Raw genomic sequence first — 24,673 nt, 5'->3', positions numbered from 1 at the left:
CATCATGGCAAACAACACTTTCTCTCACGAACGGGTCGAAAAGAACTCGATCCTTCTGCTGGTCCTGATCCTGATCGCGGTTGCCATTGGCGGCCTGGTCGAGATCGTGCCGACCTTCCTTATCAAGAGCACCATCGAGGATGTGGACGGCGTTCGCCCCTACTCCCCGCTGGAACTGGAAGGCCGCAACATCTACATCCGCGAGGGCTGCTATCTCTGCCACAGCCAGATGATCCGCTCGTTGCGCGCGGAAGTGGAACGCTATGGCCACTACTCGCTGGCGGCCGAGAGCAAATACGACCACCCCTTCCAGTGGGGGTCGAAGCGGACGGGGCCCGACCTTGCCCGTATCGGCGGCAAATATTCCGACGAATGGCACAAGCTCCACATGCACGATCCGCGCTCCGTGGTGCCGGAATCGGTCATGCCGGGCTATCCCTTCCTGGCGCAGACGCCTCTCAAATACGACGAGATTCAGAGCGATCTGAAGGCTCTTCGCATGACGGGCGTGCCCTATTCGGATGAGGACATCGCCGATGCCAAGGCCGATCTGGAAGCTCAGGCAACGCCGGACGCCGACACGGATGGGCTCATGCAGCGCTATCCCAAGGCGGTCGCCCGCGACTTCGACGGCAATCCGGAGATGATTTCGGAACTGGACGCCCTCGTCGCCTATCTGCAGATGCTCGGCACGCTCGTGGACTTCAACGCCTATGAGAATGCCGATTTCAAGCAATAGCCCCCGATCATCGGGAACAACGTCATCACAGGACGACCGGAGACGTAGAACATGACAGGTCAGGAAGCATACGATTTCTCGAGGACATGGCTCGCCACAGGCGGTCTGATCTTCTTCTTCGTGCTCTTTCTCGGCATCGTTGCCTACGCGCTCTGGCCGTCCAACAAGAGGACATTCGACCGCATGGCCAGCCTGCCTATGCAGGATGACGACACGCCCGATGGCGCGGATGCGGCCGTACACAAGGACGAGACGGAGTCCGAAAAATGAGCGAAAAGCACAAGGACGATATCACGGGCGTCGAGACCACCGGCCATAGCTGGGACGGGATCCGGGAACTGAACAACCCGCTTCCCAAATGGTGGCTCTACACCTTCTATGCCTGCTGCCTCTGGGCGGTCGGCTACTGGGTCGTCATGCCCGCCTGGCCGATCATCTGGAACGGCCAGTGGACCTACACCGAAGGCGTGATCGGCTATAGCGATCGCGGTAGCGTCGCAAACGAACTCGCCGCCGTGGCGGCGGGCCGCTCGGAAGTGATGCAGGAAATCGCCAAGGCCCCGCTCGCCGAGCTGGCGCAGAACCCCAAGCTCAGCGAAGTGGCACTGGCCGCCGGTAAAGCCGCTTTCGGCGACAACTGCGCACCCTGCCATGGCTCCGGCGCGGCAGGCGGCCCGGGCTTCCCCAACCTCAATGACGACAACTGGCTCTGGGGCGGCACGCTGGACGATATCCACACCACCCTGCTTCACGGCATCCGCTGGGAAGGGGACGAGGATACCCGCCTGAACACCATGATGGCCTTCGGCGATCTGGGCATGCTGGACAAGCAGCAGGTCAACGATGTTGCCGAATATGTGCTGGAGATTTCCGGCCAGAAATACGACGCCAAGGCGGCGGCGAAGGGCGCGGACGTTTTCGCCCAGAACTGCGTCGCCTGTCATGGTGAAAACGGCAAGGGCAACCAGCAGCTCGGCGCGCCCAATCTGACGGACGCGATCTGGCTCTATGGCGGCGACAAGGCCACCATCGAGCAAACCGTGACACATGGACGCGGCGGCGTTATGCCGGCTTGGGGCGGACGCCTCGACGAAGGCACTATCAAGTCGCTGACGCTCTATGTGCATTCGCTGGGCGGCGGTGAGTAACACCCGCCTCACCAGCGCAAGCGAGAGATCAGCCCGGCCTGCGAAAGCAGCGCCGGGCTCTTCTTTGACCGATACGTTTTGACAGAGGTCATGGAGCATTCGCGGTCAGCTCGTTACAGTTCAGGTACCTCACTCAGAGTTTGGCAGAAGCAGATGTCCGAAACCTTGTCCCCGGAAAATAATGGTGTGAACAGCGGTCTCGATGCGCTGGTCGCGGAAGCCTCCGCCAATGCAGGCGGCGGAGAAGAAGCGGTGACCCCGGTCAACGCCCAGAAAAACCGCCCCCTCTACCAGTCACGCCAGAAGGTTTACCCCAAGCTCGTCCACGGCAATTTCAGAAAGCTGAAATGGATCGTGATGGCGCTCACGCTTGGCGTCTATTACACGCTGCCCTGGATTCGCTGGGAACGCGCACCGGGCCTGCCCGACCAGGCCGTGCTGCTCGACTTCCCCGCGCGGCGCTTCTATTTCTTCTTCCTCGAGATCTGGCCGCAGGAATTCTATTACATCACCGGCCTGCTCATCCTCGCCGCGCTCGGCCTCTTTCTGCTCACCTCCGTCGCGGGGCGCGTCTGGTGCGGTTACACCTGCCCGCAAACGGTCTGGACCGATCTCTTCATCCATATCGAACGCTTCTGGGAAGGCGACCGCTCCGCCCGCATCCGCCGCGACAAGCAGAAGTTCAAGCCCGCCAATCTCGCCCGCAAACTCGGCAAACATCTGAGCTGGATGCTGGTGGCCGTCGCAACGGGCGGCGCCTTCGTCTTCTATTTCGACGACGCGCCCACGCTCGCGCAGCAATTCCTGCATTTCGACGCCGCGCCGGTCGCCTATATCTTCGTCGCGCTCTTCGCCTTCACCACCTATCTGCTGGGCGGCCTCGCGCGCGAACAGGTCTGCATCTATATGTGCCCCTGGCCGCGCATTCAGGGCGCCATGTTCGACGAGGAATCCCTGCTGGTCTCCTACGAGATCGATCGCGGCGAACCGCGCGGCCCCCACAAGAAAGGCGCAAGCTGGGACGACCGCGGCGATTGCATCGATTGCGGTCAATGCGTAGCCGCCTGCCCCATGGGCATCGACATTCGCGACGGCATGCAGCTTGAGTGCATCCAGTGCGCGCTATGCATCGACGCCTGCAACGAAATCATGGATCGCGTCGAACGGCCCCGCGGCCTCATCGGCTACGACACCATCCAGAACATGGAACGCCGCAAGAACGGCGAAAAGCCGCGTTTCCGCATCATCCGGCCGCGCACCATCCTCTATACGGCGGTCTGGGCGCTGGTCGGCATCATCATGCTGGTCGCGCTCCTCAACCGGGATACGCAGACCATCAGCGTGCTGGCCGACAGAAACCCGCTCTTCGTGCAGCTTTCCGATGGCTCGATCCGCAACGGTTTCGAGGTTAAGATCATCAACAAGGAGCACAAGCCGCAGGCCTTCGATGTGAGCCTCGACGGCCTCAAGGGCGCCGTGCTGCTGCGCGGCGGTGCAACAGACGCCGACAACACCGAAGTCGACGTTGCCCCGGACGACCTGGCCTCCGCCAAGTTCTTCGTGGCGCTGCCGGCCGACCGCCTCGGCCAGCTCAAGTCCGGTGAAGCCGCCTTCACCTTCAAGGCGACCAATCTGGAGACGGGCGAAGTGTCGTCCAAGGAAGTGAACTTCAAGGGACCGGAGAAATGAGCAACGTGGAACGAATGGAAAAGCCCGGCTTCTTCGGTCGCCTGACCGGCTGGCACGTCCTCGGCTTCTTCCTGCTTTTCTTCGGCATCGTTTTCGGCGCCAATGGCTACATGGCCTATTGGGCGATCTCGACCTTCTCCGGCATCGAAATCAACGACGCCTATCAGAAGGGCCGCGCCTATAACCATAATCTGGAGGCGATGAAGGCCCAGCAAAAACTCGGCTGGACCGCCGACATCGAGGAAGAGCTCGTCCTCGGCGCAGGCAACAAGACGCATCTCCAGGTCCGCTTCGCCGATGCCGGGGGGGCGCCATTGACCGGGCTCCGCGTCAACGGCACCTTCTGGCGGCCCGTAGCGCAGGGCGGCGACCGCACGCTTGACCTCGTTCAGACCGCTCCCGGTCTCTACGAAGGCGACACGGATCTGCAATGGACGGGGAACTGGCTGGTGCGCATTTCAGCCGAAGGGCCCCGGGGCGAAAAATTCATACAGGAAAAACGCGTCCTGATCGGCCGCTGAACGGATATCGGCGGCCCCGCCTCGGGAAAGGGGCAACCAGTTGAACGAGACAGCAGCAAGCGAGGCCGGCAGCGGCCAGGGAACCGAAAAGGAAAAGGCGTCCGGACCGAAAGCCGGGCGCGTCGACCCGTCTCTTTTCGTGCGCAAGACATCCGAAGGTCTCGCCCAGATCGATCTCGTCGTGCAGGACATGCATTGCGCCGGCTGTCTCAGAAAGGTCGAGCGGGGCCTGAACGAATTGCCGGGCGTGGAATATGCCCGCGCCAATCTCTCGACCAAGCGCATCGCCGTCCGCTGGCAGCCCGCGCAGCTGAAACCCGCCGACATCGTGGAAAAGCTCGCCGATACGGGCTTCGAGGCCGTTCCCTTCGACCCCAAGCTCCTGAGCGCGCTTGACGAGACGGAAGAGCGCCGCCTGCTGCGCGCGCTCGGCGTGGCCGGCTTTGCCGCGGCCAATGTGATGCTCATCTCGGTGGGTGTCTGGGCCGGGCTTGCAAGCGACATGGAGCTTTCCACCCGCGCCTTCTTCTACTGGATCTCGGCGCTGATCGCGCTGCCCGCCATCGCCTATGCGGGTCAGCCCTTCTTCCGCTCCGCGCTTCGCGCCCTGCGCGCGCGGACAATGAACATGGATGTGCCGATTTCGCTGGCCGTGCTGCTGGCGACGGGCATGAGCCTGATCCAGACCATCGTCAATGCGAGCCATGTCTATTTCGACGCCAGCGTGACGCTGCTCTTCTTCCTGCTGATCGGTCGCTATCTGGACGTTCAGGCGCGGGCGAAAGCCTGCTCCGCCGCGCAGAACCTGCTCGGCCTGCGCGCCATGGCGGCCACCGTGATCGGGCCGGACGGCACGCAGCATTCCGTCCCCGTCGAGAACCTCGAACCCGGCATGAAGGTGAGCGTCGCCTCCGGCACGCGCATCCCCGCCGACGGCGAGGTGCTGACCGGCCGCGCCGACATCGATACGAGCCTCGTCACGGGCGAAAGCGTGCCGACCGCGGTGGCGCCGGGCTCGAAGGTCTTTGCGGGCACGCTCAATATTTCCGCGCCGCTCACCCTGCGCGTCACGAAGCGCGACGACGATTCCCTGCTGGCCGAAATCGTGCGGCTGATGGAATCCGCCGAACAGGGCCGGGCCGGCTATGTGCGCCTCGCCGACCGCGCCGCCCGTATCTATGCGCCTGCCGTGCATATTCTGGCCGCCACCACGCTCGCGCTCTGGTTTGCGCTCGGCGCGGGCTGGGAAACGGCCTTCACCCATGCCATCGCCGTCCTCATCGTCACCTGTCCCTGCGCGCTCGGCCTTGCCGTGCCGGTGGTGCAGGTGGTCGCCACCGGCAGGCTTTTGAAGCATGGCGTCCTGGTCAAGGCGTCGGACGGGCTGGAAAAGCTGGCCGATGCGGACACCATCGTCTTCGACAAGACCGGCACGCTGACGCTGGGCGAGCCGGAACTCGTCTCGTCGGGCGAGGCGGGCCCGGCGGAAATCGCGCTTGCCGTGGCGCTGGCCCGGCAAAGCCGCCACCCGCTGGCAAGGGCGCTCGCAGCCCATGAGGTCGATATCGCCGCCCCCGCCCTTTCCGATATTCGCGAAGTGCCCGGCATGGGCATGGAAGCGGTGCTGGACGGGGAAACGGTACGGCTCGGCAATCGCAACTTCACGGGCACCGCCGGCGAAGCCTCCTCCCATGCCGGTCCCGAACTCTGGCTCGCCAAAGGCCGGGAGACACCGCGACAGTTCCGCTTTGCCGACAGGCCCCGAAGCGACGCCGCCGAAACCATCGACCGGCTGACGCGCGAAGGCTTCGCGATCGAACTCCTGTCCGGCGACCGGGAGGAAGTCGTCCGCGAGCTGGCAGACAAGCTGAACATCGCCGACTGGCGCGCCGAAGCCCGGCCGGACGAAAAGATCGCCCGGCTTGAAGAACTCCGCGCGCAGGGCCGCAAGGTGCTGATGGTAGGCGACGGCCTCAACGATGCGCCCGCGCTGCGGGCGGCGCATGTTTCCATGTCGCCCTCCAGCGCCGCCGATGTGAGCCAAACCGCCGCCGATTTCATTTTCCAGGGCGCGGACCTCAAGCCCATCGTCGAAACGATCCGTATCGCGCGCGGAGCACGGCGACTGGTCGTGCAGAATTTCGGGCTGGCGCTGGTCTATAATGCCATCGCGGTGCCGCTGGCCGTTGCCGGCTACGTGACCCCGCTCATCGCCGCAATCGCGATGTCCTCCTCGTCGATCACCGTCACGCTCAATGCGGTGCGCCTCAACTGGCGCAGGATCGACTGACACCTGCCAGGGAAGAGATTATGGCTGTCCTGATCTATCTCGTGCCCGCCGCCCTCATTCTGGGCGGACTGGGGCTTGCCGCCTTCCTCTGGTCGCTTAAAAGCGGACAGTATGACGACATGGAAGGGGCCGCCCAGCGCATCCTTTTCGACGATGACGAGATGGAAAACCCGCCGCCGCCGAAAAGAGACGCTGAAAAGAAAGACTGATCGGCCTCAGTTCTTCACCAGTGCGCGATAGGCATGCCATGTGGCGTGGCCCACCAGCGGGAAGGTGAAGATCATGCCGATGAACAGCGTGGCGATGCCGAAGCCCATCGCAAAGGCGATGATCCAGCCCCAGAGCATCATCGGCCAGAAATTCTTCCGAACCGCCTGAAAGCTGGCAAGGACCGCCGTGACGGCGTCCACATCCCGCGCCATGAGAAGCGGCACGGAGATCGCGGAGAGGGCGAAGGTGAAGACCGCCAGCACCGCGCCGACAATGGTGCCCACCACAAGCAGGCTCAGCCCATGCGGCGTCAGCAGCAATGTGGGAATGAAGTCCGGAAGCGGCGGAAACCCGCTATCGCCGAAAAAGAGCGCGAAGAGCAGCGTCGCCACCCGCATCCACACCAGGAACACGCCCATCAGTATGATGCCCATAAAGGCAAGCTGGGCGGGGCTGCGCGTGGAAACGAACAGCACGTCGAAAAGCGCCACATGGCGCCCGCTTTCCATCCGGCGGCTCGCCTCATACATGCCGACGGCCAGCATCGGCCCCACGATCATGAAGCCGGCACCGGCGGCCAGCGCGAGCGAACTCGCATTCATCCAGAACATCGCCGCGACCAGCGCGGCGGAAATGGCGGAAAATCCGAGCCCGTAGCTCAAGCTGACCAGGGGTGCGCGGCCCATATCCGCCCAGCCGCGCCGGATCCAGATCCATGGATCGTCCGCCCTGATCTTTGCGATTTCGATGGAACCGGATCCACCGCCTGCTTTCTGGCCCTCATGGCTGAGTGCTACGCCCATGGTCGCCTCCTCCCGACAAAACCATACCTCAAGAAAGGATATGTCAATTTGTCGCACGACGTCCATGGCCTAGATCAACAATCGGCATTCCCACCTGCCAAAGCTGATCGCGCAAGCGTGATCGCTTGTGTGAGGAAAGGAAGCGCCTGGGGGCCTACATTCAGGAATGAGGCGGCCCCGCCGCAAAACCGCGAGAGACAGAAACCCGGGAAAAACGACCATGAAATTACAGACCGCAAAGACCCTCGGCCTTGCCGCCCTGAGCTTCATGGCGCTGCTGCTGATCGCGAGCCTGACCGGGCGCGGCGCCAGCGCGGACGACGCGGCCATGGCGCCGAACCCGGATCAAGGCGCGCATCTGGCGGTCGCCACCTTTGCAGGCGGCTGCTTCTGGTGCATGGAACCGCCCTTCGAAAAACTGGACGGCGTGAAGAAAGTCGTTTCCGGCTATACCGGCGGCGATGTGAAGAACCCGACCTATGAACAGGTGTCCGAAGGCGGCACCGGCCATGCCGAGGCCGTGCAGATCACCTACGATCCCGCCAAGGTCAGCTACAAGAAGCTGCTCTACATCTTCTGGCGCAATACCGACCCGCTGCGGAAGAACGCGCAGTTCTGCGATGTCGGTTATCAGTACCGCACCGCCATCTTCACCCATGGGCCGGAGCAGAAGAAACTCGCCGAGGAGAGCAAGGAAGAGCTGGAAAAGTCCGGCCGTTTCAAAAAGCCCATTGAGACCGAGATCGTGGACGCCGGGCCCTTCTATCCGGCCGAGACCTATCATCAGGACTACTATCTGAAGAATCCGCTCCGCTACAAATTCTACCGCTGGAATTGCGGTCGCGATCAGCGCCTCGACCAGCTCTGGGGCGACGAGGCGCGGGGCGGCGAACCCGCGGAACACTGAACGAGCGGATGATCGAGCAAAAGGAGGCGACCATGAACAAGACGACACGACGCGGCTTTCTGGCAGGCGTGAGTGGCGCGGCCCTTCTCGGCGCAGGCGCCTGGGCGTGGCGGAGCAGCGCCGACGCAAGCCCCGCGAACAAGGAAGCGTTCGAAATCACGAAAACGCCCGCGGAATGGAAAGCCCAGCTCACCAAGCAGCAATATTACGTGCTGCGCGATCACGGAACGGAGCGCTCCTATTCGAGCCCCCTCGACAAGGAAAAGCGCGCCGGTATCTATCACTGCGCCGGCTGCGATCTCGCGCTTTATTCGTCCGAGGCGAAATTCGACAGCGGCACCGGCTGGCCGAGCTTCTACGAGCCGCTGCCCAATGCCATCGGCACGTCGGAAGACAGCTCCTTCTTCATGACACGCACGGAAGTGCATTGCCGCCGCTGCGGCGGCCATCTGGGCCATGTCTTCGACGACGGCCCGCCGCCCACGGGCCTTCGCTACTGCATGAACGGCGTGGCGATGACTTTCGCGCCGGGCGAAACGGTCGAGGACGCCAAGGCGAGCTAACGCGCGCGCAACCGCGCCTGCACCGCGCTTTCCAGCGCACGAAGAAACCGGGAGCGGTCGTCACGGGTAAAGCCGCGGCCGCTCCCCTTTACCTCTCCGGTCTCGCGCAGATCCTTCATCAGGTCGCGCATGGCGAGCGCCATGCCGATGCTGGATGCCGTAAACGGCTTGCCGTCATGCCCGATCGCAGCAGCCTGTTTTTCAAGGCAGCGCGAGGCAAGCGGAATGTCGCCCGTGACCGCAATATCGCCCTCGCCGATATGCTCGACGATCCAGTCATCGGCCGCGTCCGGGCCTTCCGGCACCACGACCGGCTTCAGCAGCGGATTGCCGGTCGGTCGCATCCCGCTATTGGAGACGATATGGACGGTAAGCCCGTGGCGCGTCGCCACCCGCTCCACCTCCGCCTTGACGGGGCAGGCATCGGCATCGACGAAAATTTCAGGAAGCCTGTCGGTCATGCTCTTCGCGCAGTTCTGAATCGGAAATCCGCTTCTATCATAATCGGAAGCCGATTAAGTTCCCCCGCCATGACCAAGGAAAGCCCCAAAGCGATCATCATAGGCGGCGGCCCGGCGGGCCTGATGGCCGCCGAGGCGATAGCCGACAGGGCGCCCGGCGCCGCGATCCATGTCTATGACGCCATGCCCTCATTCGGCCGGAAGCTGCTGATGGCGGGACGCGGCGGGCTCAACCTGACGCACTCCGAAGCTTTCGACACCTTTCTCGCGCGCTATGGCGAGGCGGCGGACTGGCTCGCCCCCGCCTTGCACGCCTTCGGACCGAAGGAGGTGATCGCCTGGGCAGAAGGGCTCGGGCAAGAAACCTTTATCGGCTCCTCGGGCCGCATCTTTCCCAAAAGCTTCAAGGCCTCGCCGCTCCTGCGCGCCTGGCTGAAACGTCTCGGCGAGAAAGGCGTGACGCTGCATGCGCGGCATCGCTGGACCGGCTGGGACGAACAGGACGCGCTGACCTTCGACACGCCGGAGGGCGACGTGCGTATTGCCCCGGACGCAACCGTGCTGGCGTTGGGCGGCGCGAGCTGGCCGCGCCTCGGCTCACGCGGCGACTGGACCGGCCTGCTGGCGGCGCGGGGCGTGGACCTGCGCCCCTTCCGGCCCGCCAATTGCGGGTTCGAAACGGAATGGTCGGATCATATGCGCGAACGCTTTGGGGGCGCCCCGGTGAAATCGGTGGCGCTCACATTCGGCGAGCGACGGCTGGAGGGCGAGTTCGTCGTCACGTCATCAGGCATCGAGGGCGGCGCCGTCTATGCGCTTTCCCGCTTTCTGCGCGACGAAATCGAACGGGCGGGAGAGACGACGCTCCGGCTCGATCTGGCGCCCGACCGTACCCGCGAAAGGCTCATCCGCGATCTTTCCCGTCCGCACCACAAGGCCTCCCTCGCCAATCATCTACGCAAAGCGGCGGGCATTTCAGGGGTCAAGGCCGCCCTGCTGCGGGAATGTGCGGCAAAGGAGGCTTTCTCCTCTCCCGAAACGCTTGCGGATACGATCAAGGCCCTGCCCCTGCGGCTCGCAAACCCGACATCAATGGAAAGCGCTATCAGCGTGGCAGGTGGCATTGCACAAAACGCGCTGGATGGCGATATGATGCTTAAAGCTCTTCCCGGCACGTTCTGCGCCGGGGAGATGCTCGATTGGGAAGCGCCGACAGGCGGCTATCTGCTGACCGCATGTCTTGCCACCGGCCTGAGGGCGGGCATCGGGGCAAGCCGCCGGGTCGCAGTGCCGATCGCGGTATCGCAAGCCGATCCAACCGGGCCTTGAATATATTATATATCTCTTATATAAGTAACTCATGAAAGGCTGCTGGGCAGCCGGGAGTAGCAAGATGGTCGAAACGGTCGATGCAACCATCATGGAACTTGAGCAAAGCGCAGCGGATGCCGTTCAACTATTGCGCGCCATGTCAAATGAGCGCCGCCTGCTCATCATGTGCCAGATCGCGGACAGGGAACTGTCGGTCGGCCAGATACAGGATCTGATCGGCATCGGCCAGTCGGCCCTGTCGCAGCATCTGGCCGTTTTGCGCGATCTCGGTCTGGTCGAGACGCGGCGCGAAGCGCAGACCATCTACTATCACCTCGCCTCCCCCGCGGCCCTCGCCATTATCAACACGCTGGTCGGCATCTTCTGTCCGCCCGGCGTGAAGAAATAAGGAACGAACAATGTCTTTGAAGCCCGTTGACGTGAAGACCGTGGAAAAATGGCTCGCCGATGGCGATTGCGTGCTGGTGGATATTCGCGAACCGAACGAGACCGCCGCGGAACGCATTCCCGGCGCCAAACTCGTCCCGCTGTCCGGCATCGGTAACGACCCGATCGCCGATCTCGGCGACAAACCGGTCGTGTTCCACTGCAAGGGCGGCATGCGGACCCAGAAATTCGGAAACCAGCTTTCGGGCTGCGCCGGCGGCTGCGAAGGCTTCTATCTGGAAGGCGGCATCGAAGCCTGGAAGAAAGCCGGTCACAAAGTCGAACGCTGATCGCAGCGGCCGGCCTTGCGGCAAAGGATTTGGGGAGCGCTCTTTTCAAGAGCGCTCCCTTTTTCGCCTCGACCGCCATGGCACGTTTGCGGTTGTGCCCGTCACAATGTCAAAGCACACTTGCCTTTCGGACTTTGACTGAACGCAGCGCAACCGCGGGAGAATAGCTTGTCTGTACGCCTCACATTCGGTCTGGCCGCCCTTGGCGCGACAGCCGCCGGCGCCCTCGTCTTCGGCCCCGTCATCGCCCCCGCCCTGCTGCGCGCCGCCAAACCGGCGGCCAAGACCGCAACCAAGACGGCGGTCATTCTCGCCGAACGCGCGGGCGAGAGCTTCGCCGAATTCATGGAAATCGTCGAAGACGCCTATGCCGAGGCGGAAGCCGAACTCGCCGAAAGCCGCAACCCGTCCGGCGAGGGCTGATATGCCCGCGAAGAAAGAGGACGGCCCGGAAAAGAAGACCGGCAAGAAGACAGCCGCCAAAAGCGCGACGACGCGCAAACCCGCCACGAAGCGCCGTGCGACGAAACGCACCGCCCCGCCGCCGCCATCCGCAAATCTCGAACATCTGACGCAAGAGCGTGCCCGCATCCGCGTGCCCGCCTTGCGGCGCCAACGCGAGGCGCTCGAGAAGCTCGCCCATGCGATGATCGATCTGCCGGGCGTCTATTCGGTCGAGGCCAATCCGCTGACGGCGGGCCTTCTCATCCGTTATCAGGGCGATTTCGGCGAAATCGGCAAGGGCGCCATCGAGGCGGGGCTGTTCGTTCTGGAAGAGCCTGCACCGGCCCCCGACGCCATGACGGGTTTGCGCGAACGGATGCGTGATGTCGAGACGATGCTCCGCCGCAATTCGTCGGGCTCGTTCGATGTGAACACCGCCATGTTTCTCTTTTTCTCTCTGGTCGCGGTGGTGCAGCTCGCGCGCGGGCGCATCGCCATGCCTGCCTTCTCCGCCCTCTGGTACGCACTGAACTCTCTTCGCTCGGCATCCTTCGAAGGCGAGACCGACAAGGGCGCGCCGGGGGAATAGCTTCCGGCGTCATTGCGGAGTCAGGAGACGGGGTGCGACGCTGCATCCTTCATCGTGCGCCGCGCCAGCAGATATTCATTGCCCGCGAACGAGGCGAGCATGCCGCCGCCAATGACGAGCCCGTCGGAAATCCCGATCGGCGCGAGGCCCAGCAGGCGGCGGAGCGGCGGCCAGGCCAGCGGCAGCACCTGAAGCGCGCCCGCAGCCGCGAGCGTACCGTTCAGATATTTGTTGCCGAACAGCTCGCCGCCCGTGAGCCCGTGGAACCGGTCGTGCCGGCAGGAAAGCGCATGAAGAAGCTGGGCGCCGACCAGCGTGGAAAAGGTCAGGCTGCGCGTGCGCGGGCCCGGCCCGTAACGCAGCAATCCATATCCATGCGCGGCAAGCGCGGAGGCGGAAATAATCCCCGCCTCGCTTGCCAGCATCTTGTAATAGTCCGGCGTGAACATCGGCGCATCGGGATCGCGCGGCGGCACTGACATGATGCCCTGTTCCGGCTCTTCCAGCGCAAGACCCAGCGCGGGCAGCACATCCGTCACCAGATTGATCCAGAACATTTCCATGGGCGATTCGAGCTGGTCGCCCGGCGACATCGTTTCCGCCGCGATCACCGCGATCTCCGAAAGGTTCGTCGCCAGCAGGAAATGAATTGCCTTGCGGATATTCGCGTAAGTCGCGCGGCCCTGCGCGATGCCCGCCCCCAGCGTGGTGAGGTCGTCGTCGCGAATGACGACATCGGCGACATCCTGCGCCGACTGCGCGCCGCCCTGCCCCATGGCGATCCCGACATCGGCGGCCCGAAGCGCTGGCCCGTCATTGATGCCATCGCCCGTCATGCCGACACGCATGCCCGTTTCCTGAAGCGCCCGGATGATTTCCAGTTTTCGTGCCGGGCTTACCCGCGCAAACACATTGCCGCTCGCGATCGTCCTTCGGAACTCTTCCGGCGAAAGGCCGTCGAGCTTCGCCGCATCGACGACGACCGGCGCCGCGTCGCCCGCCAGGCCGACTTCGCGCGCAATGGCATGGGCTGTCGCCGGCTGGTCGCCCGTAATCATCACGGTACGGATACCCGCCTTGTGGAACTCGGCCATCAGATCGGCCATGCCGCCCCGCAACGGATCCTTCATTGCCACAAGACCGAGCCAAATGAGGTCTTTCGGATCGTCCGGATCGTTCCCCGGGTCATGACTATAGGCAAGCCCAAGCACGCGCAGGCCTTCGCCGCCGAGCCTTTCATTCTCCGCAACGATCCGCGCCCGCGCCGCGTCGTCGATCACGTCGAGAACGCCATCCACTTCCATGACACGGCAGTGCTGCAACACCTGATCGGGACTGCCCTTCACCGCCAGAGAGATCTTTTCTTCCGAAATGCGATGATGGCGCGAGACCATGAATTTGCGCTGCTCGGTGCGATAGACGATACGATCCGCGGGATTGTCGTCGCGAACCGCGGCGACATCGACACCGCCGCGCGCGGCAAGGTCGACAAGCGCCACTTCCGTGGGCGATCCGTGAAACAGGGGACCGTTCCCGTTCTGCTCGATCCTGACCTCCGAACAGAGCGCCGCGACTTCCAGAAACTTCTTCATTTCATGGCGCGTGAGATCGGCATGACCGTCTTCCGTGCCGAACCCGTCCACTCCCAGATGAACCGTCTCCGCTCCCACAAGCAGGCTTTCCACCGTCATCTTGTTCTGGGTGAGCGTGCCCGTCTTGTCGAAACAGAGCACGTTGAGGGAACCGAGCCCTTCGACCGCTTCCAGACGGCGCACCAGCACATTCTTCTTTTTCAGTTCCCCGAGGCCGAGCGCCAGCGTGCTGGTGGCGATGGCAGGCAGGCCCTCGGGCACAGCGGCGACCGCCAGCGCGACCGCGCTTTTGAGCATCGGCATGGTGCCGAGACCGCGCGCCACGCCCAGCGCGAAGACGCCGCCGCACACGCCGAGCGAGAGATAGACGAGATGCCGCCCCATCCGCTCCAGCTCGCGCTCGATGGGGGTCTGGGGCGGGCGCGCCTCACCGGTCAGCGCCTGGATACGTCCGATTTCCGTTTCGACGCCTGTCGCCATGACGACGGCAAGCCCGCTGCCGCCATCGACGATGGTGCCGCGAAAAATACAATTGGCGCGCTCGCCGAGCGGCGCGTCGCGGTCGTCCAGCGTCCCCGCATGTTTGGGCACGGGCACGCTTTCGCCCGTCAGCGAGGATTCGTCCACCGTCAACCCGATCGCCTCGATGATGCGCGCATCGGCCTCGATAAAGGCGCCAGGTGTGAGCACCACAATATCGCCGGGCACGACCTCGCGAGAGGCGATGTCGCGCACCGCGCCTTCGCGCCGGACAAGCACGCGATGTTCGCCATGGCCGGTAATGTCGCGGATCGTCTTTTCCGCACCCGACTCCATCGCATAGCCGACGCCGCCATTGGCCCCGACGACGCCCAGCGTCACCAGCGCATCGAGCGGACTGCCGGTTGCAAACGACATGATCGCGGAACCGCCCAGCATGGCGACGGGCAGGCTCTTGAACTGATCGAGGAAGAGCGCGAGATCCGAGCGCGGCTCGCCGACAGGCAATTCATTGGGGCCTTGCTCGCGCAGGCGCGACGCGGCCTCTTCCACGCCCAGCCCTTCGCGGCGGGCGGCGACGGCGGCAAGCGCTTCTTCCAGAGGAACGGCATGCCAGCCTTCCGCGACACAGGGCGCGGAGGCCGGTGACGGCTCATGCGTGCCCGGCACCGGCTTTTTCCGGCCCGGCTTGTTCTGTCGGGGAGATACCGGATCTTTCGCGACGCCCGGCGCCATGGCTTTGCCGTCGAGCAGCCCGTCGATACGCCAGGCCATCTCCTCATGGCTCAGCACCCGGTCGAACTCCACCAGCAGATTGCCCGTCCTCAGGTCGATACGGGCGCGCGTCACCTGCGGATCGCCCGCCAGCCCGTATTCGAGTTTGGCACGCGTGACGGCAGAGCGGTAAAGACCGTCCACACAATACCGCGCCCGCCCCGGCACCGCGCCATGGCGCAGGCCCACACGCGCCGGAAAGGGCGGGATATCGGGCGGCGGCGCACCGCCGGACTTTTTACGAACACTCATAGGCAGCAGTATCGACAGAGGGATGACGGTTTTATGTTCGCCGCCTCCCCTGGCAGGAAACCGGCGTCCGGCCCCGAGCATATCCCTAGCCGGGGCTTCCACCCACATCGATCAGCGCAAAAGGCATCGTCGCCTCGGCCGAAACTGCCGGAAAGCCTCCCTGAGAGAGGGCAGCCCCCGTCGCCTTGCCGGAAAGCCTTGGTCTTGCCGTGCCCCTCTGGCAGACTTGGGGCCCGGAGGAATACAGGGAAATAAAAAGGTGAAAACCGTTCCCGCAAAGATGCGCCACCTCGCAGCCGCCGCTCTGGCGCTGGCAGGGCTCGTTCTGTGGGCCGCTGCCCCCGGCGCGGCCGAGCGGCAGGAGCAGCGAAGCGGCATCGCCGCCCTTTCCGACATTACCGGCGCCATCGGCCCCGCCACGGTGAAGCAGATCGGCGAGGCCATCGAAACCGCGGAAGCGGAACGCGCGGACATCCTCATCCTGCGCATCAACACGCCGGGCGGTCTGGTCGATTCCACGCGGGACATCATCTCGCTCATCACCACCGCCGATATCCCCGTCATCGGTTATGTCGCGCCCGCGGGCGCCCATGCGGCCAGCGCCGGCACCTACATCATGTATGCGACCAGCCTCGCCGCCATGGCGCCGGGCAGCAATCTCGGCGCCGCGACGCCCGTTCAGATGGGCGGCGGCGGCCTGCCCGGACTGGGAGAAGGCGACAAGACGCCCGAGACGAAAGATGCCGATGGCGGCAAGGCACCGTCCGGCGGCACGGCGATGGAACACAAGATCGTCAATGATGCCGTCGCGCTCATTCGCGGTCTGGCCGAGCTTCACGGCCGCAATGCCGACTGGGCGGAAAAGGCCGTGCGCGAGGGCGCAAGCCTGACGGCCAGCGACGCCGTGAAACAGAATGTCGTCGAGCTGCTCGCGGGCAATGTCGGCGAGTTGCTGGAAAAGGCCGACGGGCGCGAAGTGGTGACGGGCGCGGGCAAGGTGACGCTCGAAACCAAAGGGCTCATCGTGCGGACCATCGAGCCTGATTTCCTGACGAAACTGCTCTCCCTCATCAGCCACCCCAATGTCGCCTTTGTGCTGATGATGATCGGTATTTACGGCCTGATCTTCGAGTTTTCCAATCCGGGCAGCTTCGGCCCCGGCATCATCGGCTCGATCTGCCTCGTGCTGGGTTTTTATGCGCTGAACCAGCTGCCGCTCGACTATGCGGGGCTTGCGCTCATCGCGCTCGGCATCGGGCTGATGGTGGCCGAAGCCGTAACGCCCACATTCGGCGCGCTGGGACTGGGCGGCCTCGTCGCCTTCGTCATCGGCGCCACCATGCTGGTGGACAGCGATGCGCCGGAGTTCCAGCTTTCATGGTCGGTCATCGCCATCACCACCATCGTGACCGGCCTCCTGCTCATCCTGCTGCTCGGCTATGTCTGGCGCGAACAGCGCCGCCGCGTCACCACGGGCCGCGAGGGCATGACGGGCGTCAAGGCGCGCATCGTCGAATGGCGCGAGGGCGAGGGATATGTTCTCGCCCAGAGCGAACGCTGGCATGCGCGCGGCCCCCGCGACCTCAAGCCCGGCGACGAAATCGCCGTGACCGGCCTCGACGGCCTCACCCTCATTCTTGGCGAACCGCAAGGTTAGGAGCCCCCCAATGAACTTCGCATTCATCGCCTTCATTCTTTTTGCGCTGGTGATCTTCCTCGCCTCGGCGATCCGAATCCTGCGCGAGTATGAGCGCGGCGTCGTCTTCACGCTCGGACGCTATACGCGCGTCGCCGGCCCCGGCTTCATGATCCTGATCCCCGTCATCCAGCAAATGGTGCGAACCGACCTGCGCACCTTCGTGGTGGACGTACCGAGCCAGGACGTGATCTCGCGCGACAATGTGTCGGTCAAGGTGAACGCGGTCCTCTATTACCGCATCCTGGAGCCGAACAAGGCGATCCTGAATGTCGAGGATTACATGGCGGCGGTCAGCCAGCTTGCCCAGACCACGCTGCGCTCCGTGCTCGGCAAACACGAGCTCGACGAGATGCTCGCCGAACGCGACAAGCTCAATGCCGATGTGCAGGCGATCCTCGACGAACAGACCGACGCCTGGGGCATCAAGGTCGCCAATGTCGAGATCAAGCATGTCGATATCGACGAGAGCATGATCCGCGCCATCGCCCGCCAGGCCGAAGCCGAACGCTATCGCCGCGCCAAGATCATCAATGCCGAAGGCGAACAGCAGGCCGCCGAGAAGCTCGTGGAAGCAGGCCGCCAGCTCGCGACCGAGCCCGCCGCCATGCAGCTGCGCTATTTCGCGGCGCTGCACGACATTGCGGGCGACAAGACCAACACCATCATGTTCCCGCTGCCGATGGACCTGCTGTCGTCACTGAAACCGGCGGACAAGGCCTGACGCAAAGCTGACCCTGCGTTGACCGATAGCCAGACGCTCATGTACACAGAGTCACATATGAGCGCATAGTCTGCAGGCGACGCCTGCACGCTCCAGCCGGGAAATATCGACTTGTCACGCTGGCCGGTGAGAGGCCGCGCAAGTCGGCCGTCATAGTCTTTTTGAACGTCATGGTGTGGAAATGATCACGGCAAAACTTCCCGGCATTTTCCGGCATGACGAAGTCAGCGACTTGATTCGTCTCGGACGGGATTATGATGGCGGCTATGTCATATGCGGAAAGGATGTTCAGGAAGCGGATTTCCTGATCGGTCTGTGCATCAATGACGACTGGTCCTTTGAAACCGACTTTACACAGAAGAATGATGTTCCCGTTCTCGCATATGACGGATCAATCAACGGTCGCCAGTTTCTGTGGCGAGCGATCAAGGAACTTCGCCGGGTCGTCGACAAACCGTCACTGACAAAAAGAGCGTGGAAGACATACTTCTCTTACACGAACTTCTTTAAAGGGCACCGTCGGCATATCGAGAAATTCGTTGGCCGGGAGAAGGGCGAGCACCAGGTTTCCCTCAAGGAAATTTTCGACAGCACCGCCTCGCAGAAAATATTTCTCAAAATAGATATTGAAGGAAGCGAGTACGAGATACTCGACGAGATACTGGACGCTCAAAACAGAATAGCGGGAATGGCCATCGAGTTTCACGATTGCGGTCAGCATCTGGAGGAAATCGGCTCGTTCCTGGAAAGGCTGAACCTTCAGATCGTACATATCCACGCGAACAATTATTCTCCGCTGGATGCATCGCTTTTGCCCGCCGCGCTCGAAATCAGTTTCAGTGCCGATCCCGGTCCGTCAAAGGGGCCCTGCCGCTATCCACGTGCGCTGGATAGGCCGAACAAGGCTTCCAGCGACGAGATTTGCTTGTCCTTCGAAGGGGGATAAGGTTTCAACCTCAAGGCTGATAACAGGCGCCAAGAGTGCAGAAAATGAATCAGGCTAGCGGCTTTCCCGGGCACAAGACGATGGCCGAGAGCGTTTTTCTCTGCGTTGGGCTGGCAAGGAATGGCGCCAAAAGCATAAGGCGCGAAGTGGAGAGGCTCAGCGACGCGCTTGGGGGCAGCAAGGCGCTGCATTTTCTGTTCATCGAATCCGACAGCGATGACGGCACGGTCGTTGAACTCGAAAAGATCTCCGGGACGTTCGAAAATCTCAGATATGTGAGCCTGGGCAGGTTGAGAGACGAATTGCCCAAGCGAACGGCGCGGCTGGCCCATTGCCGAAATGTCTATGTAAAGGAAATCCGCGAAAACCCGATCTATCGGGATGTCGATTATGTCGTCGTCGCGGACATGGATGGGCTGAACACGAAAATTTCCGCAGAGGGAGTTGAGAGCTGCTGGACGCATGACGAATGGGATGCGTGTTTTGCGAACCCGGACGGCCCCTATTACGACATATGGGCCTTACGACACCCCGACTGGTCGCCAAACGATTGTTGGGCGCAATATGAATTTCTGAACAAATATTCAAAGCGCAGGGAGAGAAATCTTTTTGCCAGCGTACATGCCCGAATGATCACCATTCCGAAGAATGCCGACTGGATTGAAGTCAATTCGGCCTTTGGCGGGCTGGCTATCTACAAAAGGGCTCTTTTCGAAGACGCAGAATATATCGGCCTGGACGCTGCCGGAGACGAAATCTGCGAACATGTCACCCTCCACGATCAGGTCGTGGAGAGGGGCGCCCGTCTGTTCATCAATCCGGCTTTCATAAACGCCGGTCGCAACGGTCACACACGGGAATTATTCTTTGTCCGGAAGATAAGGCGAAAAATAAAACATGCGAAGAAACGCATGAGAGAGCACGCCGCCAGCAGGCGATGAAGCGCTGGAACGACATGCGTATTTCCGATGCCACCGAGTGAGGTCGAGGAATTGCGCACCGCGGTAGCCAACCGCCTACGGCGCACTTGCCATGCGCGTGCCCAACTGGAACGGAAGGTCGAAACGGATGGGAGCGAGGATCAGGCTCGCTAAAGAGCGATCCTTGAAAGTCTGGCGGAGAGGGAGGGATTCGAACCCCCGATAGAGTTACCCCTATACCGCATTTCGAGTGCGGCGCTTTCAACCACTCAGCCACCTCTCCAGACGCAGCTGCGGATGTGACGAAACCGCCACGATCCGGGAAACGGCGCGGAATGTAGACCGGGGATGCCCTGCCGCACAACCCCGCATTGCACTATCGTTACATGCCTGTGGAGATGGCGTCCGGCCTGCTACACTGGCGCCCATGGCGGAGGGGCGGATGGACCGGAACGACAACGCAGCTGAAAACCCGAAAGGGACGAACAAGGCACGTGTGGCCGCGGCCTGGGCCGTCCACGCCTTTACCGCGTCGGGCGTCATTGCCGCGCTGCTGGCCATTGCCGCCCTGATCGCGGGCGATCCGCGCATGACGCTGATCTGGCTCGGCGTCTCCCTCCTCATCGACGGCTTCGACGGCCCGATGGCTCGCAAGCTCCGCGTCACCGAGTTCGCACCGCGCTTCGACGGGGCGATTCTCGACCATGTGATCGATTACCTGACCTATGCGGTGATCCCCGCCCTCATGATCTATCGCTTCGGCCTGGTGCCGCCGGGCTGGGAGATCCCCGCCGCCGGCTGGATCATGACGAGTGCGCTCTATTGCTTCGGCAACCGCGAAATGAAGACCTGGGACAATTATTTCTCCGGCTTCCCCGCGACCTGGAACCTCGTCGTGCTCTGTTTCTGGCTGGCCGCGACAGGCCCCTGGACCAATCTCGCCATCATCGCCCTTCTGGGGCTCCTCACCTTCATCCCGGCGAAGTTCGTCCATCCCTTCCGGGTGGTCATGCTGAGGCCCCTGACGCTGGCCGTGACGGCGCTCTGGGCCGCGCTCACCCTGTGGCTGGTGGCCGCGACCCCCGCCGTCACGGCGCCGGCCGACGCATTTCCCGGGGTTTTCGGCCTCTGGACGGCGGCATCCCTCTATTTTCTGGGCCTCTGCGCCTGGCGGACGGCAAGCCCGCTCTGGGGCCGGCGGGACCGCTAGGCTGCTCTGCGCGGGATTTCCCGGCCAACCGGGCCGGATTCAGCCCGTCTTCGGGTTGACACATAAGGGCCGGCCTGTATATTCCCCGCCAATTCGGCCCGGGACGCTCCTTGAGCGCCTGCCCGGCCTTTTTCGTTTACATGGTGGTATTCCGATGTTCGCAGTCATCCGGACCGGCGGCAAACAGTATAAAGTCGCAAAAGACGACGTCCTGCAGGTCGAAAAGCTCGATGCCGAGCCCGGCGCCACGGTCGAACTGGCCGAGGTCCTGATGGTTGGCGGCGAAGGCGAGACCAAGCTGGGCTCCCCGCTTGTGGACGGTGCCAAGGTCACCGCCGAGGTGGTCGAGCAGGCCCGCGGTCCCAAGATCACGATTTTCAAGAAGCGCCGCCGTCAGAACTCGCGCCGCAAGAACGGCCATCGTCAGGACCTCACCGTCCTGAAGATCACCGGCATCGCCGGCTGAACGGCAGCAAGGAGCAGACACAATGGCTCATAAAAAGGCAGGCGGTTCATCCCGCAACGGTCGCGATAGTGCCGGCCGTCGTCTCGGCGTCAAGAAGTTCGGCGGCGAGCAGGTCATTCCCGGCAACATCATCATCCGCCAGCGTGGCACGCAGTGGCACCCGGGTGAGAATGTCGGCATGGGCAAGGACCACACGATTTTCGCGAAGTCCGAAGGCGTCGTCGCCTTCCGTACCCGCAAGGGTGGCCGCGCCTATGTGTCCGTCGTACCGGCGGACATGCCGAAAGCGGCTGACTGACAAGGGCGAGGATGCCACCTCGCCGGTGGCGTCCATCCAGGGTTTCAAAGAGGGAGATGGGTCGCCATCTCCCTTTTTCTATGCGCTCTCCCCGGCGGGGAGCGGAGGAGGAGAAACCCGATGCTGGAACAGTTGAAGACGGAACGGCTCATCTTGCGGCCCATGGGCGAGAGCGACGCGGAAAGACTCGCGGAACTCGCCAACAATTGGGACGTGGCCCGGATGCTCACGCGCATGCCCTTCCCCTATACCCGGGCAATGGCTCGAGACTGGATCGCCAGACAGGCGACGGATCGCGCCGAGGGCGCCGAATTCGTCTATGCAATCACGCATGAGGACGGCTTCATCGGCACCTGCGGCGTTCAGGCCCATGCCGACGGCACGAACGAGATCGGCTACTGGGTCGGCGAACCGTTCTGGAATAGGGGGTACGCGACAGAAGCGACGCACGCCGTGCTGAACGAAGCCGCCGCCCGTTTCGGCGCCGGGACGCTGATTTCCGGCCATTTCGCCGACAATCACGCCTCGGGCCGTGTACTGACCAAGCTGGGCTTCCGCTATACTGGCGAAGAAAAACGCTGGTCGCTGGCCCGCAACGAGCATGTCCATGCGCTGCGCATGGTCCTCAAGCAAGAGGCAAAGGCCGGCCGGAACGCCGCCTGAAGGCAAAACAGATGAAGTTTCTCGATCAAGCCCGTGTCTTTATCCGCTCCGGCGACGGCGGGGCGGGCTCCGTCAGCTTCCGGCGCGAGAAGTTCATCGAATATGGCGGCCCGGACGGCGGCGACGGCGGCAAGGGCGGCGATGTGGTGGTCGAATGCGTCGACGGCCTCAACACGCTGATCGATTACCGCTACCGCCAGCACTTCAAGGCCAAGACCGGCATGCACGGCATGGGGCGCAATCGCACCGGCCATCGCGGCGCCGATGTGGTGCTGAAAGTGCCCGTCGGTACCCAGGTCTTCGAGGAAGACGGCGAAACGCTGATCGCCGACCTGACGAAAGTCGGCCAGCGCATCGTCATCGCGCGCGGCGGCAATGGCGGTTTCGGCAATGCCTATTTCAAAAGCTCGGTGAACCAGGCCCCCCGCCGCGCCAATCCCGGACAGGAAGGCATCGAAAAGACGATTATCCTGCGGCTGAAGCTCATCGCCGATGCCGGGCTCGTCGGCCTGCCCAATGCGGGCAAATCGACCTTCCTTGCCGCGGTAAGCGCGGCCAAGCCCAAGATCGCCGATTATCCCTTCACCACCATCCACCCCAATCTGGGCGTGGTGAGGGTGGAGGCGCGCAGCTTCGTGCTGGCCGACATTCCCGGCCTCATCGAGGGTGCGCATGAAGGCGTGGGGCTCGGCGACCGGTTTCTGGGCCATGTGGAGCGCTGTGGCGCGCTGATCCACCTCGTGGACGGGACCAGCGACGACGTGGCGGAGGCCTATCGCGTCATCCGCGAGGAACTCGACGCCTATGGCGCAGGCCTGACGGAAAAACCCGAAATCCTCTGCCTCAACAAGGCCGACGCCCTGCTGCCCGAAGACCGCGAGGAAAAGCGCAAAGCCCTTGAAGAGGCAAGCGGCGGCAAGGTCCAGATCATTTCCGGCGTGTCCGGCGAGGGCGTCGACAGGATCCTGCACATGGTCGCCGACCTGGTGGATGCAGCCCGCGCGGCGGAAAAGGCCGAACGGGAAGCCGCAAATGCCAGCGGCGAAGACGAGGGGTGGCATCCTTGATCGCACGACGCCTCGAAACCGCCCAGCGCGTCGTGGTGAAGATCGGCTCCTCGCTCCTCACCGAAAGCGCGACCGGCAAGCTGAACCGGAAATGGCTGGCAGCGTTGATCGACGACCTCGCCGCCATGCGCCATGCGGGACAGGAAGTGCTGATCGTCTCGTCGGGCTCCATCGCACTCGGCCGCCACGCACTGAAACTGCCCTCCGGCAAGCTGAAGCTGGAGGAAAGCCAGGCCGCCGCCGCGGTGGGGCAGATCTCGCTCGCCCATGCCTATCAGGAAATTCTCTCCGGCCACGGATTGTCCTGCGCCCAGATCCTGCTCACGCTGAGCGAGACGGAAGAACGACGCCGCTATCTGAATGCGCGCTCCACCATGAACACGCTTCTGCGCATGGGCGCGGTGCCCGTCGTCAATGAAAACGACACGGTCGCGACCACCGAAATCCGCTATGGCGACAATGACCGCCTCGCTGCCCGCGTCGCCGCCATGATCTCCGCCGACCTGCTCATCCTGCTGTCGGATGTGGACGGGCTTTATACCGCGCAGCCCGGCACACCGGGCGCGGACCATATCGCCGAAGTGCCCGCCATCACGCCCGACATCGAAGCCATGGCCGGCGACGCGGCAAGCGAGTTTTCGCGCGGCGGCATGAAAACGAAAGTCGCCGCCGCCCGCATCGCCACCGAGGGCGGCAGCCACATGCTGATCGCCAATGGCCGCATGGACCATCCCTTGCGCACCCTGCGTGAAGGAAAAGCGCGCTGCACCTGGTTTGCCGCTCATGCCAGCCCCCGCGCCGCCCGCAAACGCTGGATCTCCGGCACGCTGAAGGCGCTTGGCAGCCTCGTCATCGACGACGGCGCCGTGGCCGCGCTGGAACGCGGGCGCAGCCTTCTCCCGGCGGGCATTACCCGCATCGAAGGCGAGTTCGACCGGGGCGACGCCGTGAGCGTTTGCGACAACGCCGGTCATGAAATCGCCGTCGGCCTCAGCGCCTATTCCAGCCGCGATGCGCGCGAAATCATCGGCCATTCGAGCCATGAGATCGAAGAGCTGCTGGGCTATTCGGGCCGCGCAGAAATGATCCATCGCGACGATCTGGTGCTGAAACGTCCGGGAAGCACGGATTAGCCGATTTGGCCACCCGCCCGCTCTGCGTTAGTTTGACGGG

Annotated in this window: 27 protein-coding genes and 1 tRNA gene; 24 read left to right on the top strand and 4 right to left on the bottom strand. The window is 63.3% G+C overall.

All coding sequences use genetic code 11. The features are described from left to right. The first annotated feature begins 4 nt into the window (after window positions 1-4). The 7 genes from ccoO (at window position 5) to ccoS (ending at window position 6,596) form a co-directional block, all read left to right on the top strand. Complete coding sequence (ccoO, locus tag ACSSVQ_RS11985; RefSeq protein ID WP_293328629.1) at window positions 5-739, top strand: cytochrome-c oxidase, cbb3-type subunit II; 735 nt, start codon at window positions 5-7, stop codon at window positions 737-739. Window positions 740-790: 51 nt separating this feature from the next. Beyond that, a complete protein-coding gene (locus ACSSVQ_RS11980) occupies window positions 791-1,009 on the top strand; it encodes a cbb3-type cytochrome c oxidase subunit 3 (RefSeq protein WP_293328630.1) in 219 nt (72 codons plus the stop codon). Beyond that, entirely contained in the window at window positions 1,006-1,887 is an 882-nt protein-coding gene (gene ccoP, locus ACSSVQ_RS11975) for a cytochrome-c oxidase, cbb3-type subunit III (RefSeq protein WP_454183334.1), read from the top strand. Before ACSSVQ_RS11980 ends, ccoP begins: the two co-directional genes overlap by 4 nt. A gap of 153 nt (window positions 1,888-2,040) precedes the next feature. Beyond that, the gene (gene ccoG, locus ACSSVQ_RS11970; RefSeq protein WP_454183332.1) at window positions 2,041-3,576 is read left to right on the top strand and encodes a cytochrome c oxidase accessory protein CcoG; all 1,536 of its coding nucleotides are present in this window, start codon (window positions 2,041-2,043) and stop codon (window positions 3,574-3,576) included. Beyond that, window positions 3,573-4,097, top strand: coding sequence for a FixH family protein (locus ACSSVQ_RS11965; RefSeq protein WP_454183330.1), 525 nt, complete (start codon window positions 3,573-3,575; stop codon window positions 4,095-4,097). The genes ccoG and ACSSVQ_RS11965 overlap by 4 nt, the downstream gene beginning before the upstream one ends. 40 nt (window positions 4,098-4,137) lie before the next feature. Beyond that, on the top strand, window positions 4,138-6,387 hold the full coding sequence (locus tag ACSSVQ_RS11960; RefSeq protein WP_454183328.1) for a heavy metal translocating P-type ATPase: 2,250 nt from the start codon (window positions 4,138-4,140) through the stop codon (window positions 6,385-6,387). Between the two features lie 20 nt (window positions 6,388-6,407). Continuing rightward, window positions 6,408-6,596, top strand: a complete 189-nt coding sequence (gene ccoS / locus ACSSVQ_RS11955) for a cbb3-type cytochrome oxidase assembly protein CcoS (RefSeq protein ID WP_293328635.1) — start codon at window positions 6,408-6,410, stop codon at window positions 6,594-6,596. Window positions 6,597-6,602: 6 nt separating this feature from the next. Here ccoS and ACSSVQ_RS11950 read toward each other — a convergent pair whose 3' ends face one another. Beyond that, entirely contained in the window at window positions 6,603-7,400 is a 798-nt protein-coding gene (locus tag ACSSVQ_RS11950; protein ID WP_454183326.1) for a DUF2189 domain-containing protein, read from the bottom strand. Window positions 7,401-7,620: 220 nt separating this feature from the next. Between ACSSVQ_RS11950 and msrA the strand changes: the two genes are divergently transcribed. Together msrA and msrB are read left to right on the top strand one after the other, a co-directional pair. Continuing rightward, on the top strand, window positions 7,621-8,307 hold the full coding sequence (msrA, locus tag ACSSVQ_RS11945) for a peptide-methionine (S)-S-oxide reductase MsrA (protein WP_454183324.1): 687 nt from the start codon (window positions 7,621-7,623) through the stop codon (window positions 8,305-8,307). Between the two features lie 32 nt (window positions 8,308-8,339). Beyond that, window positions 8,340-8,870, top strand: coding sequence for a peptide-methionine (R)-S-oxide reductase MsrB (gene msrB / locus ACSSVQ_RS11940; RefSeq protein ID WP_454183322.1), 531 nt, complete (start codon window positions 8,340-8,342; stop codon window positions 8,868-8,870). Here the strand turns inward: msrB and ACSSVQ_RS11935 are convergent. Beyond that, complete coding sequence (locus ACSSVQ_RS11935; RefSeq protein WP_293328639.1) at window positions 8,867-9,331, bottom strand: YaiI/YqxD family protein; 465 nt, start codon at window positions 9,329-9,331, stop codon at window positions 8,867-8,869. The genes msrB and ACSSVQ_RS11935 overlap by 4 nt on opposite strands. 69 nt (window positions 9,332-9,400) lie before the next feature. Between ACSSVQ_RS11935 and ACSSVQ_RS11930 the strand changes: the two genes are divergently transcribed. The 5 genes from ACSSVQ_RS11930 (at window position 9,401) to ACSSVQ_RS11910 (ending at window position 12,412) form a co-directional block, all read left to right on the top strand. Continuing rightward, complete coding sequence (locus ACSSVQ_RS11930) at window positions 9,401-10,660, top strand: TIGR03862 family flavoprotein (RefSeq protein WP_454183320.1); 1,260 nt, start codon at window positions 9,401-9,403, stop codon at window positions 10,658-10,660. A 64-nt stretch (window positions 10,661-10,724) separates the two neighbouring features. Continuing rightward, complete coding sequence (locus ACSSVQ_RS11925; RefSeq protein WP_454183318.1) at window positions 10,725-11,051, top strand: ArsR/SmtB family transcription factor; 327 nt, start codon at window positions 10,725-10,727, stop codon at window positions 11,049-11,051. A gap of 10 nt (window positions 11,052-11,061) precedes the next feature. After that, window positions 11,062-11,379 (top strand): rhodanese-like domain-containing protein, encoded by a 318-nt coding sequence (locus ACSSVQ_RS11920; RefSeq protein WP_454183316.1) that lies wholly within the window; start codon window positions 11,062-11,064, stop codon window positions 11,377-11,379. 168 nt (window positions 11,380-11,547) lie between these two features. After that, window positions 11,548-11,802 (top strand): DUF5132 domain-containing protein, encoded by a 255-nt coding sequence (locus tag ACSSVQ_RS11915; protein WP_293328643.1) that lies wholly within the window; start codon window positions 11,548-11,550, stop codon window positions 11,800-11,802. Window position 11,803: 1 nt separating this feature from the next. After that, complete coding sequence (locus tag ACSSVQ_RS11910; protein ID WP_454183314.1) at window positions 11,804-12,412, top strand: HMA2 domain-containing protein; 609 nt, start codon at window positions 11,804-11,806, stop codon at window positions 12,410-12,412. A gap of 20 nt (window positions 12,413-12,432) precedes the next feature. Here ACSSVQ_RS11910 and ACSSVQ_RS11905 read toward each other — a convergent pair whose 3' ends face one another. Further along, window positions 12,433-15,510, bottom strand: a complete 3,078-nt coding sequence (locus ACSSVQ_RS11905; RefSeq protein ID WP_454183312.1) for a cation-translocating P-type ATPase — start codon at window positions 15,508-15,510, stop codon at window positions 12,433-12,435. A 259-nt stretch (window positions 15,511-15,769) separates the two neighbouring features. Between ACSSVQ_RS11905 and ACSSVQ_RS11900 the strand changes: the two genes are divergently transcribed. The 4 genes from ACSSVQ_RS11900 (at window position 15,770) to ACSSVQ_RS11885 (ending at window position 19,817) form a co-directional block, all read left to right on the top strand. After that, window positions 15,770-17,167, top strand: coding sequence for an NfeD family protein (locus ACSSVQ_RS11900; protein WP_454183310.1), 1,398 nt, complete (start codon window positions 15,770-15,772; stop codon window positions 17,165-17,167). A 10-nt stretch (window positions 17,168-17,177) separates the two neighbouring features. Beyond that, window positions 17,178-17,930, top strand: coding sequence for a slipin family protein (locus ACSSVQ_RS11895; RefSeq protein ID WP_293328647.1), 753 nt, complete (start codon window positions 17,178-17,180; stop codon window positions 17,928-17,930). Between the two features lie 181 nt (window positions 17,931-18,111). Then, window positions 18,112-18,876 (top strand): FkbM family methyltransferase, encoded by a 765-nt coding sequence (locus tag ACSSVQ_RS11890; protein ID WP_454183307.1) that lies wholly within the window; start codon window positions 18,112-18,114, stop codon window positions 18,874-18,876. An 80-nt stretch (window positions 18,877-18,956) separates the two neighbouring features. Then, window positions 18,957-19,817 (top strand): hypothetical protein, encoded by an 861-nt coding sequence (locus ACSSVQ_RS11885; RefSeq protein WP_454183305.1) that lies wholly within the window; start codon window positions 18,957-18,959, stop codon window positions 19,815-19,817. A gap of 172 nt (window positions 19,818-19,989) precedes the next feature. Here ACSSVQ_RS11885 and ACSSVQ_RS11880 read toward each other — a convergent pair. Further along, a tRNA-Ser gene (locus ACSSVQ_RS11880) sits at window positions 19,990-20,079 on the bottom strand. Window positions 20,080-20,238: 159 nt separating this feature from the next. On the opposite strand from ACSSVQ_RS11880, the gene ACSSVQ_RS11875 reads away from it, so the two are divergent. The 6 genes from ACSSVQ_RS11875 (at window position 20,239) to proB (ending at window position 24,633) form a co-directional block, all read left to right on the top strand. Then, on the top strand, window positions 20,239-21,006 hold the full coding sequence (locus tag ACSSVQ_RS11875; RefSeq protein WP_454183303.1) for a CDP-alcohol phosphatidyltransferase family protein: 768 nt from the start codon (window positions 20,239-20,241) through the stop codon (window positions 21,004-21,006). A 154-nt stretch (window positions 21,007-21,160) separates the two neighbouring features. After that, the gene (gene rplU, locus ACSSVQ_RS11870; protein WP_167093012.1) at window positions 21,161-21,472 is read left to right on the top strand and encodes a 50S ribosomal protein L21; all 312 of its coding nucleotides are present in this window, start codon (window positions 21,161-21,163) and stop codon (window positions 21,470-21,472) included. A gap of 22 nt (window positions 21,473-21,494) precedes the next feature. Then, the gene (gene rpmA / locus ACSSVQ_RS11865) at window positions 21,495-21,770 is read left to right on the top strand and encodes a 50S ribosomal protein L27 (protein WP_167093010.1); all 276 of its coding nucleotides are present in this window, start codon (window positions 21,495-21,497) and stop codon (window positions 21,768-21,770) included. 120 nt (window positions 21,771-21,890) lie between these two features. Continuing rightward, the gene (locus ACSSVQ_RS11860; protein ID WP_454183301.1) at window positions 21,891-22,433 is read left to right on the top strand and encodes a GNAT family N-acetyltransferase; all 543 of its coding nucleotides are present in this window, start codon (window positions 21,891-21,893) and stop codon (window positions 22,431-22,433) included. Window positions 22,434-22,444: 11 nt separating this feature from the next. Beyond that, entirely contained in the window at window positions 22,445-23,500 is a 1,056-nt protein-coding gene (gene obgE, locus ACSSVQ_RS11855) for a GTPase ObgE (RefSeq protein WP_454183299.1), read from the top strand. Then, the gene (gene proB / locus ACSSVQ_RS11850; protein ID WP_454184692.1) at window positions 23,497-24,633 is read left to right on the top strand and encodes a glutamate 5-kinase; all 1,137 of its coding nucleotides are present in this window, start codon (window positions 23,497-23,499) and stop codon (window positions 24,631-24,633) included. Before obgE ends, proB begins: the two co-directional genes overlap by 4 nt. Window positions 24,634-24,673 lie beyond the last annotated feature (40 nt).

The sequence above is a fragment of the Parvibaculum sp. MBR-TMA-1.3b-4.2 genome, from assembly GCF_053628815.1.
Note: the sequence above shows the minus strand (reverse complement) of the source record. Positions and strands in the feature narration are given on the sequence as shown.

Excerpts from the sequence above, each read along its gene's own strand:
- ccoO (WP_293328629.1), top strand. The coding sequence starts at position 5 with ATGGCAAACAACACTTTCTCTCACGAACGGGTCGAAAAGAACTCGATC.
- ACSSVQ_RS11980 (WP_293328630.1), top strand. The coding sequence starts at position 791 with ATGACAGGTCAGGAAGCATACGATTTCTCGAGGACATGGCTCGCCACA.
- ccoP (WP_454183334.1), top strand. The coding sequence starts at position 1,006 with ATGAGCGAAAAGCACAAGGACGATATCACGGGCGTCGAGACCACCGGC.
- ccoG (WP_454183332.1), top strand. The coding sequence starts at position 2,041 with ATGTCCGAAACCTTGTCCCCGGAAAATAATGGTGTGAACAGCGGTCTC.
- ACSSVQ_RS11965 (WP_454183330.1), top strand. The coding sequence starts at position 3,573 with ATGAGCAACGTGGAACGAATGGAAAAGCCCGGCTTCTTCGGTCGCCTG.
- ccoS (WP_293328635.1), top strand. The coding sequence starts at position 6,408 with ATGGCTGTCCTGATCTATCTCGTGCCCGCCGCCCTCATTCTGGGCGGA.
- ACSSVQ_RS11950 (WP_454183326.1), bottom strand. The coding sequence starts at position 7,400 with ATGGGCGTAGCACTCAGCCATGAGGGCCAGAAAGCAGGCGGTGGATCC.
- msrA (WP_454183324.1), top strand. The coding sequence starts at position 7,621 with ATGAAATTACAGACCGCAAAGACCCTCGGCCTTGCCGCCCTGAGCTTC.
- msrB (WP_454183322.1), top strand. The coding sequence starts at position 8,340 with ATGAACAAGACGACACGACGCGGCTTTCTGGCAGGCGTGAGTGGCGCG.
- ACSSVQ_RS11935 (WP_293328639.1), bottom strand. The coding sequence starts at position 9,331 with ATGACCGACAGGCTTCCTGAAATTTTCGTCGATGCCGATGCCTGCCCC.
- ACSSVQ_RS11930 (WP_454183320.1), top strand. The coding sequence starts at position 9,401 with ATGACCAAGGAAAGCCCCAAAGCGATCATCATAGGCGGCGGCCCGGCG.
- ACSSVQ_RS11925 (WP_454183318.1), top strand. The coding sequence starts at position 10,725 with ATGGTCGAAACGGTCGATGCAACCATCATGGAACTTGAGCAAAGCGCA.
- ACSSVQ_RS11920 (WP_454183316.1), top strand. The coding sequence starts at position 11,062 with ATGTCTTTGAAGCCCGTTGACGTGAAGACCGTGGAAAAATGGCTCGCC.
- ACSSVQ_RS11910 (WP_454183314.1), top strand. The coding sequence starts at position 11,804 with ATGCCCGCGAAGAAAGAGGACGGCCCGGAAAAGAAGACCGGCAAGAAG.
- ACSSVQ_RS11905 (WP_454183312.1), bottom strand. The coding sequence starts at position 15,510 with ATGAGTGTTCGTAAAAAGTCCGGCGGTGCGCCGCCGCCCGATATCCCG.
- ACSSVQ_RS11895 (WP_293328647.1), top strand. The coding sequence starts at position 17,178 with ATGAACTTCGCATTCATCGCCTTCATTCTTTTTGCGCTGGTGATCTTC.
- ACSSVQ_RS11890 (WP_454183307.1), top strand. The coding sequence starts at position 18,112 with ATGATCACGGCAAAACTTCCCGGCATTTTCCGGCATGACGAAGTCAGC.
- ACSSVQ_RS11885 (WP_454183305.1), top strand. The coding sequence starts at position 18,957 with ATGGCCGAGAGCGTTTTTCTCTGCGTTGGGCTGGCAAGGAATGGCGCC.
- ACSSVQ_RS11875 (WP_454183303.1), top strand. The coding sequence starts at position 20,239 with ATGGACCGGAACGACAACGCAGCTGAAAACCCGAAAGGGACGAACAAG.
- rplU (WP_167093012.1), top strand. The coding sequence starts at position 21,161 with ATGTTCGCAGTCATCCGGACCGGCGGCAAACAGTATAAAGTCGCAAAA.
- rpmA (WP_167093010.1), top strand. The coding sequence starts at position 21,495 with ATGGCTCATAAAAAGGCAGGCGGTTCATCCCGCAACGGTCGCGATAGT.
- ACSSVQ_RS11860 (WP_454183301.1), top strand. The coding sequence starts at position 21,891 with ATGCTGGAACAGTTGAAGACGGAACGGCTCATCTTGCGGCCCATGGGC.
- obgE (WP_454183299.1), top strand. The coding sequence starts at position 22,445 with ATGAAGTTTCTCGATCAAGCCCGTGTCTTTATCCGCTCCGGCGACGGC.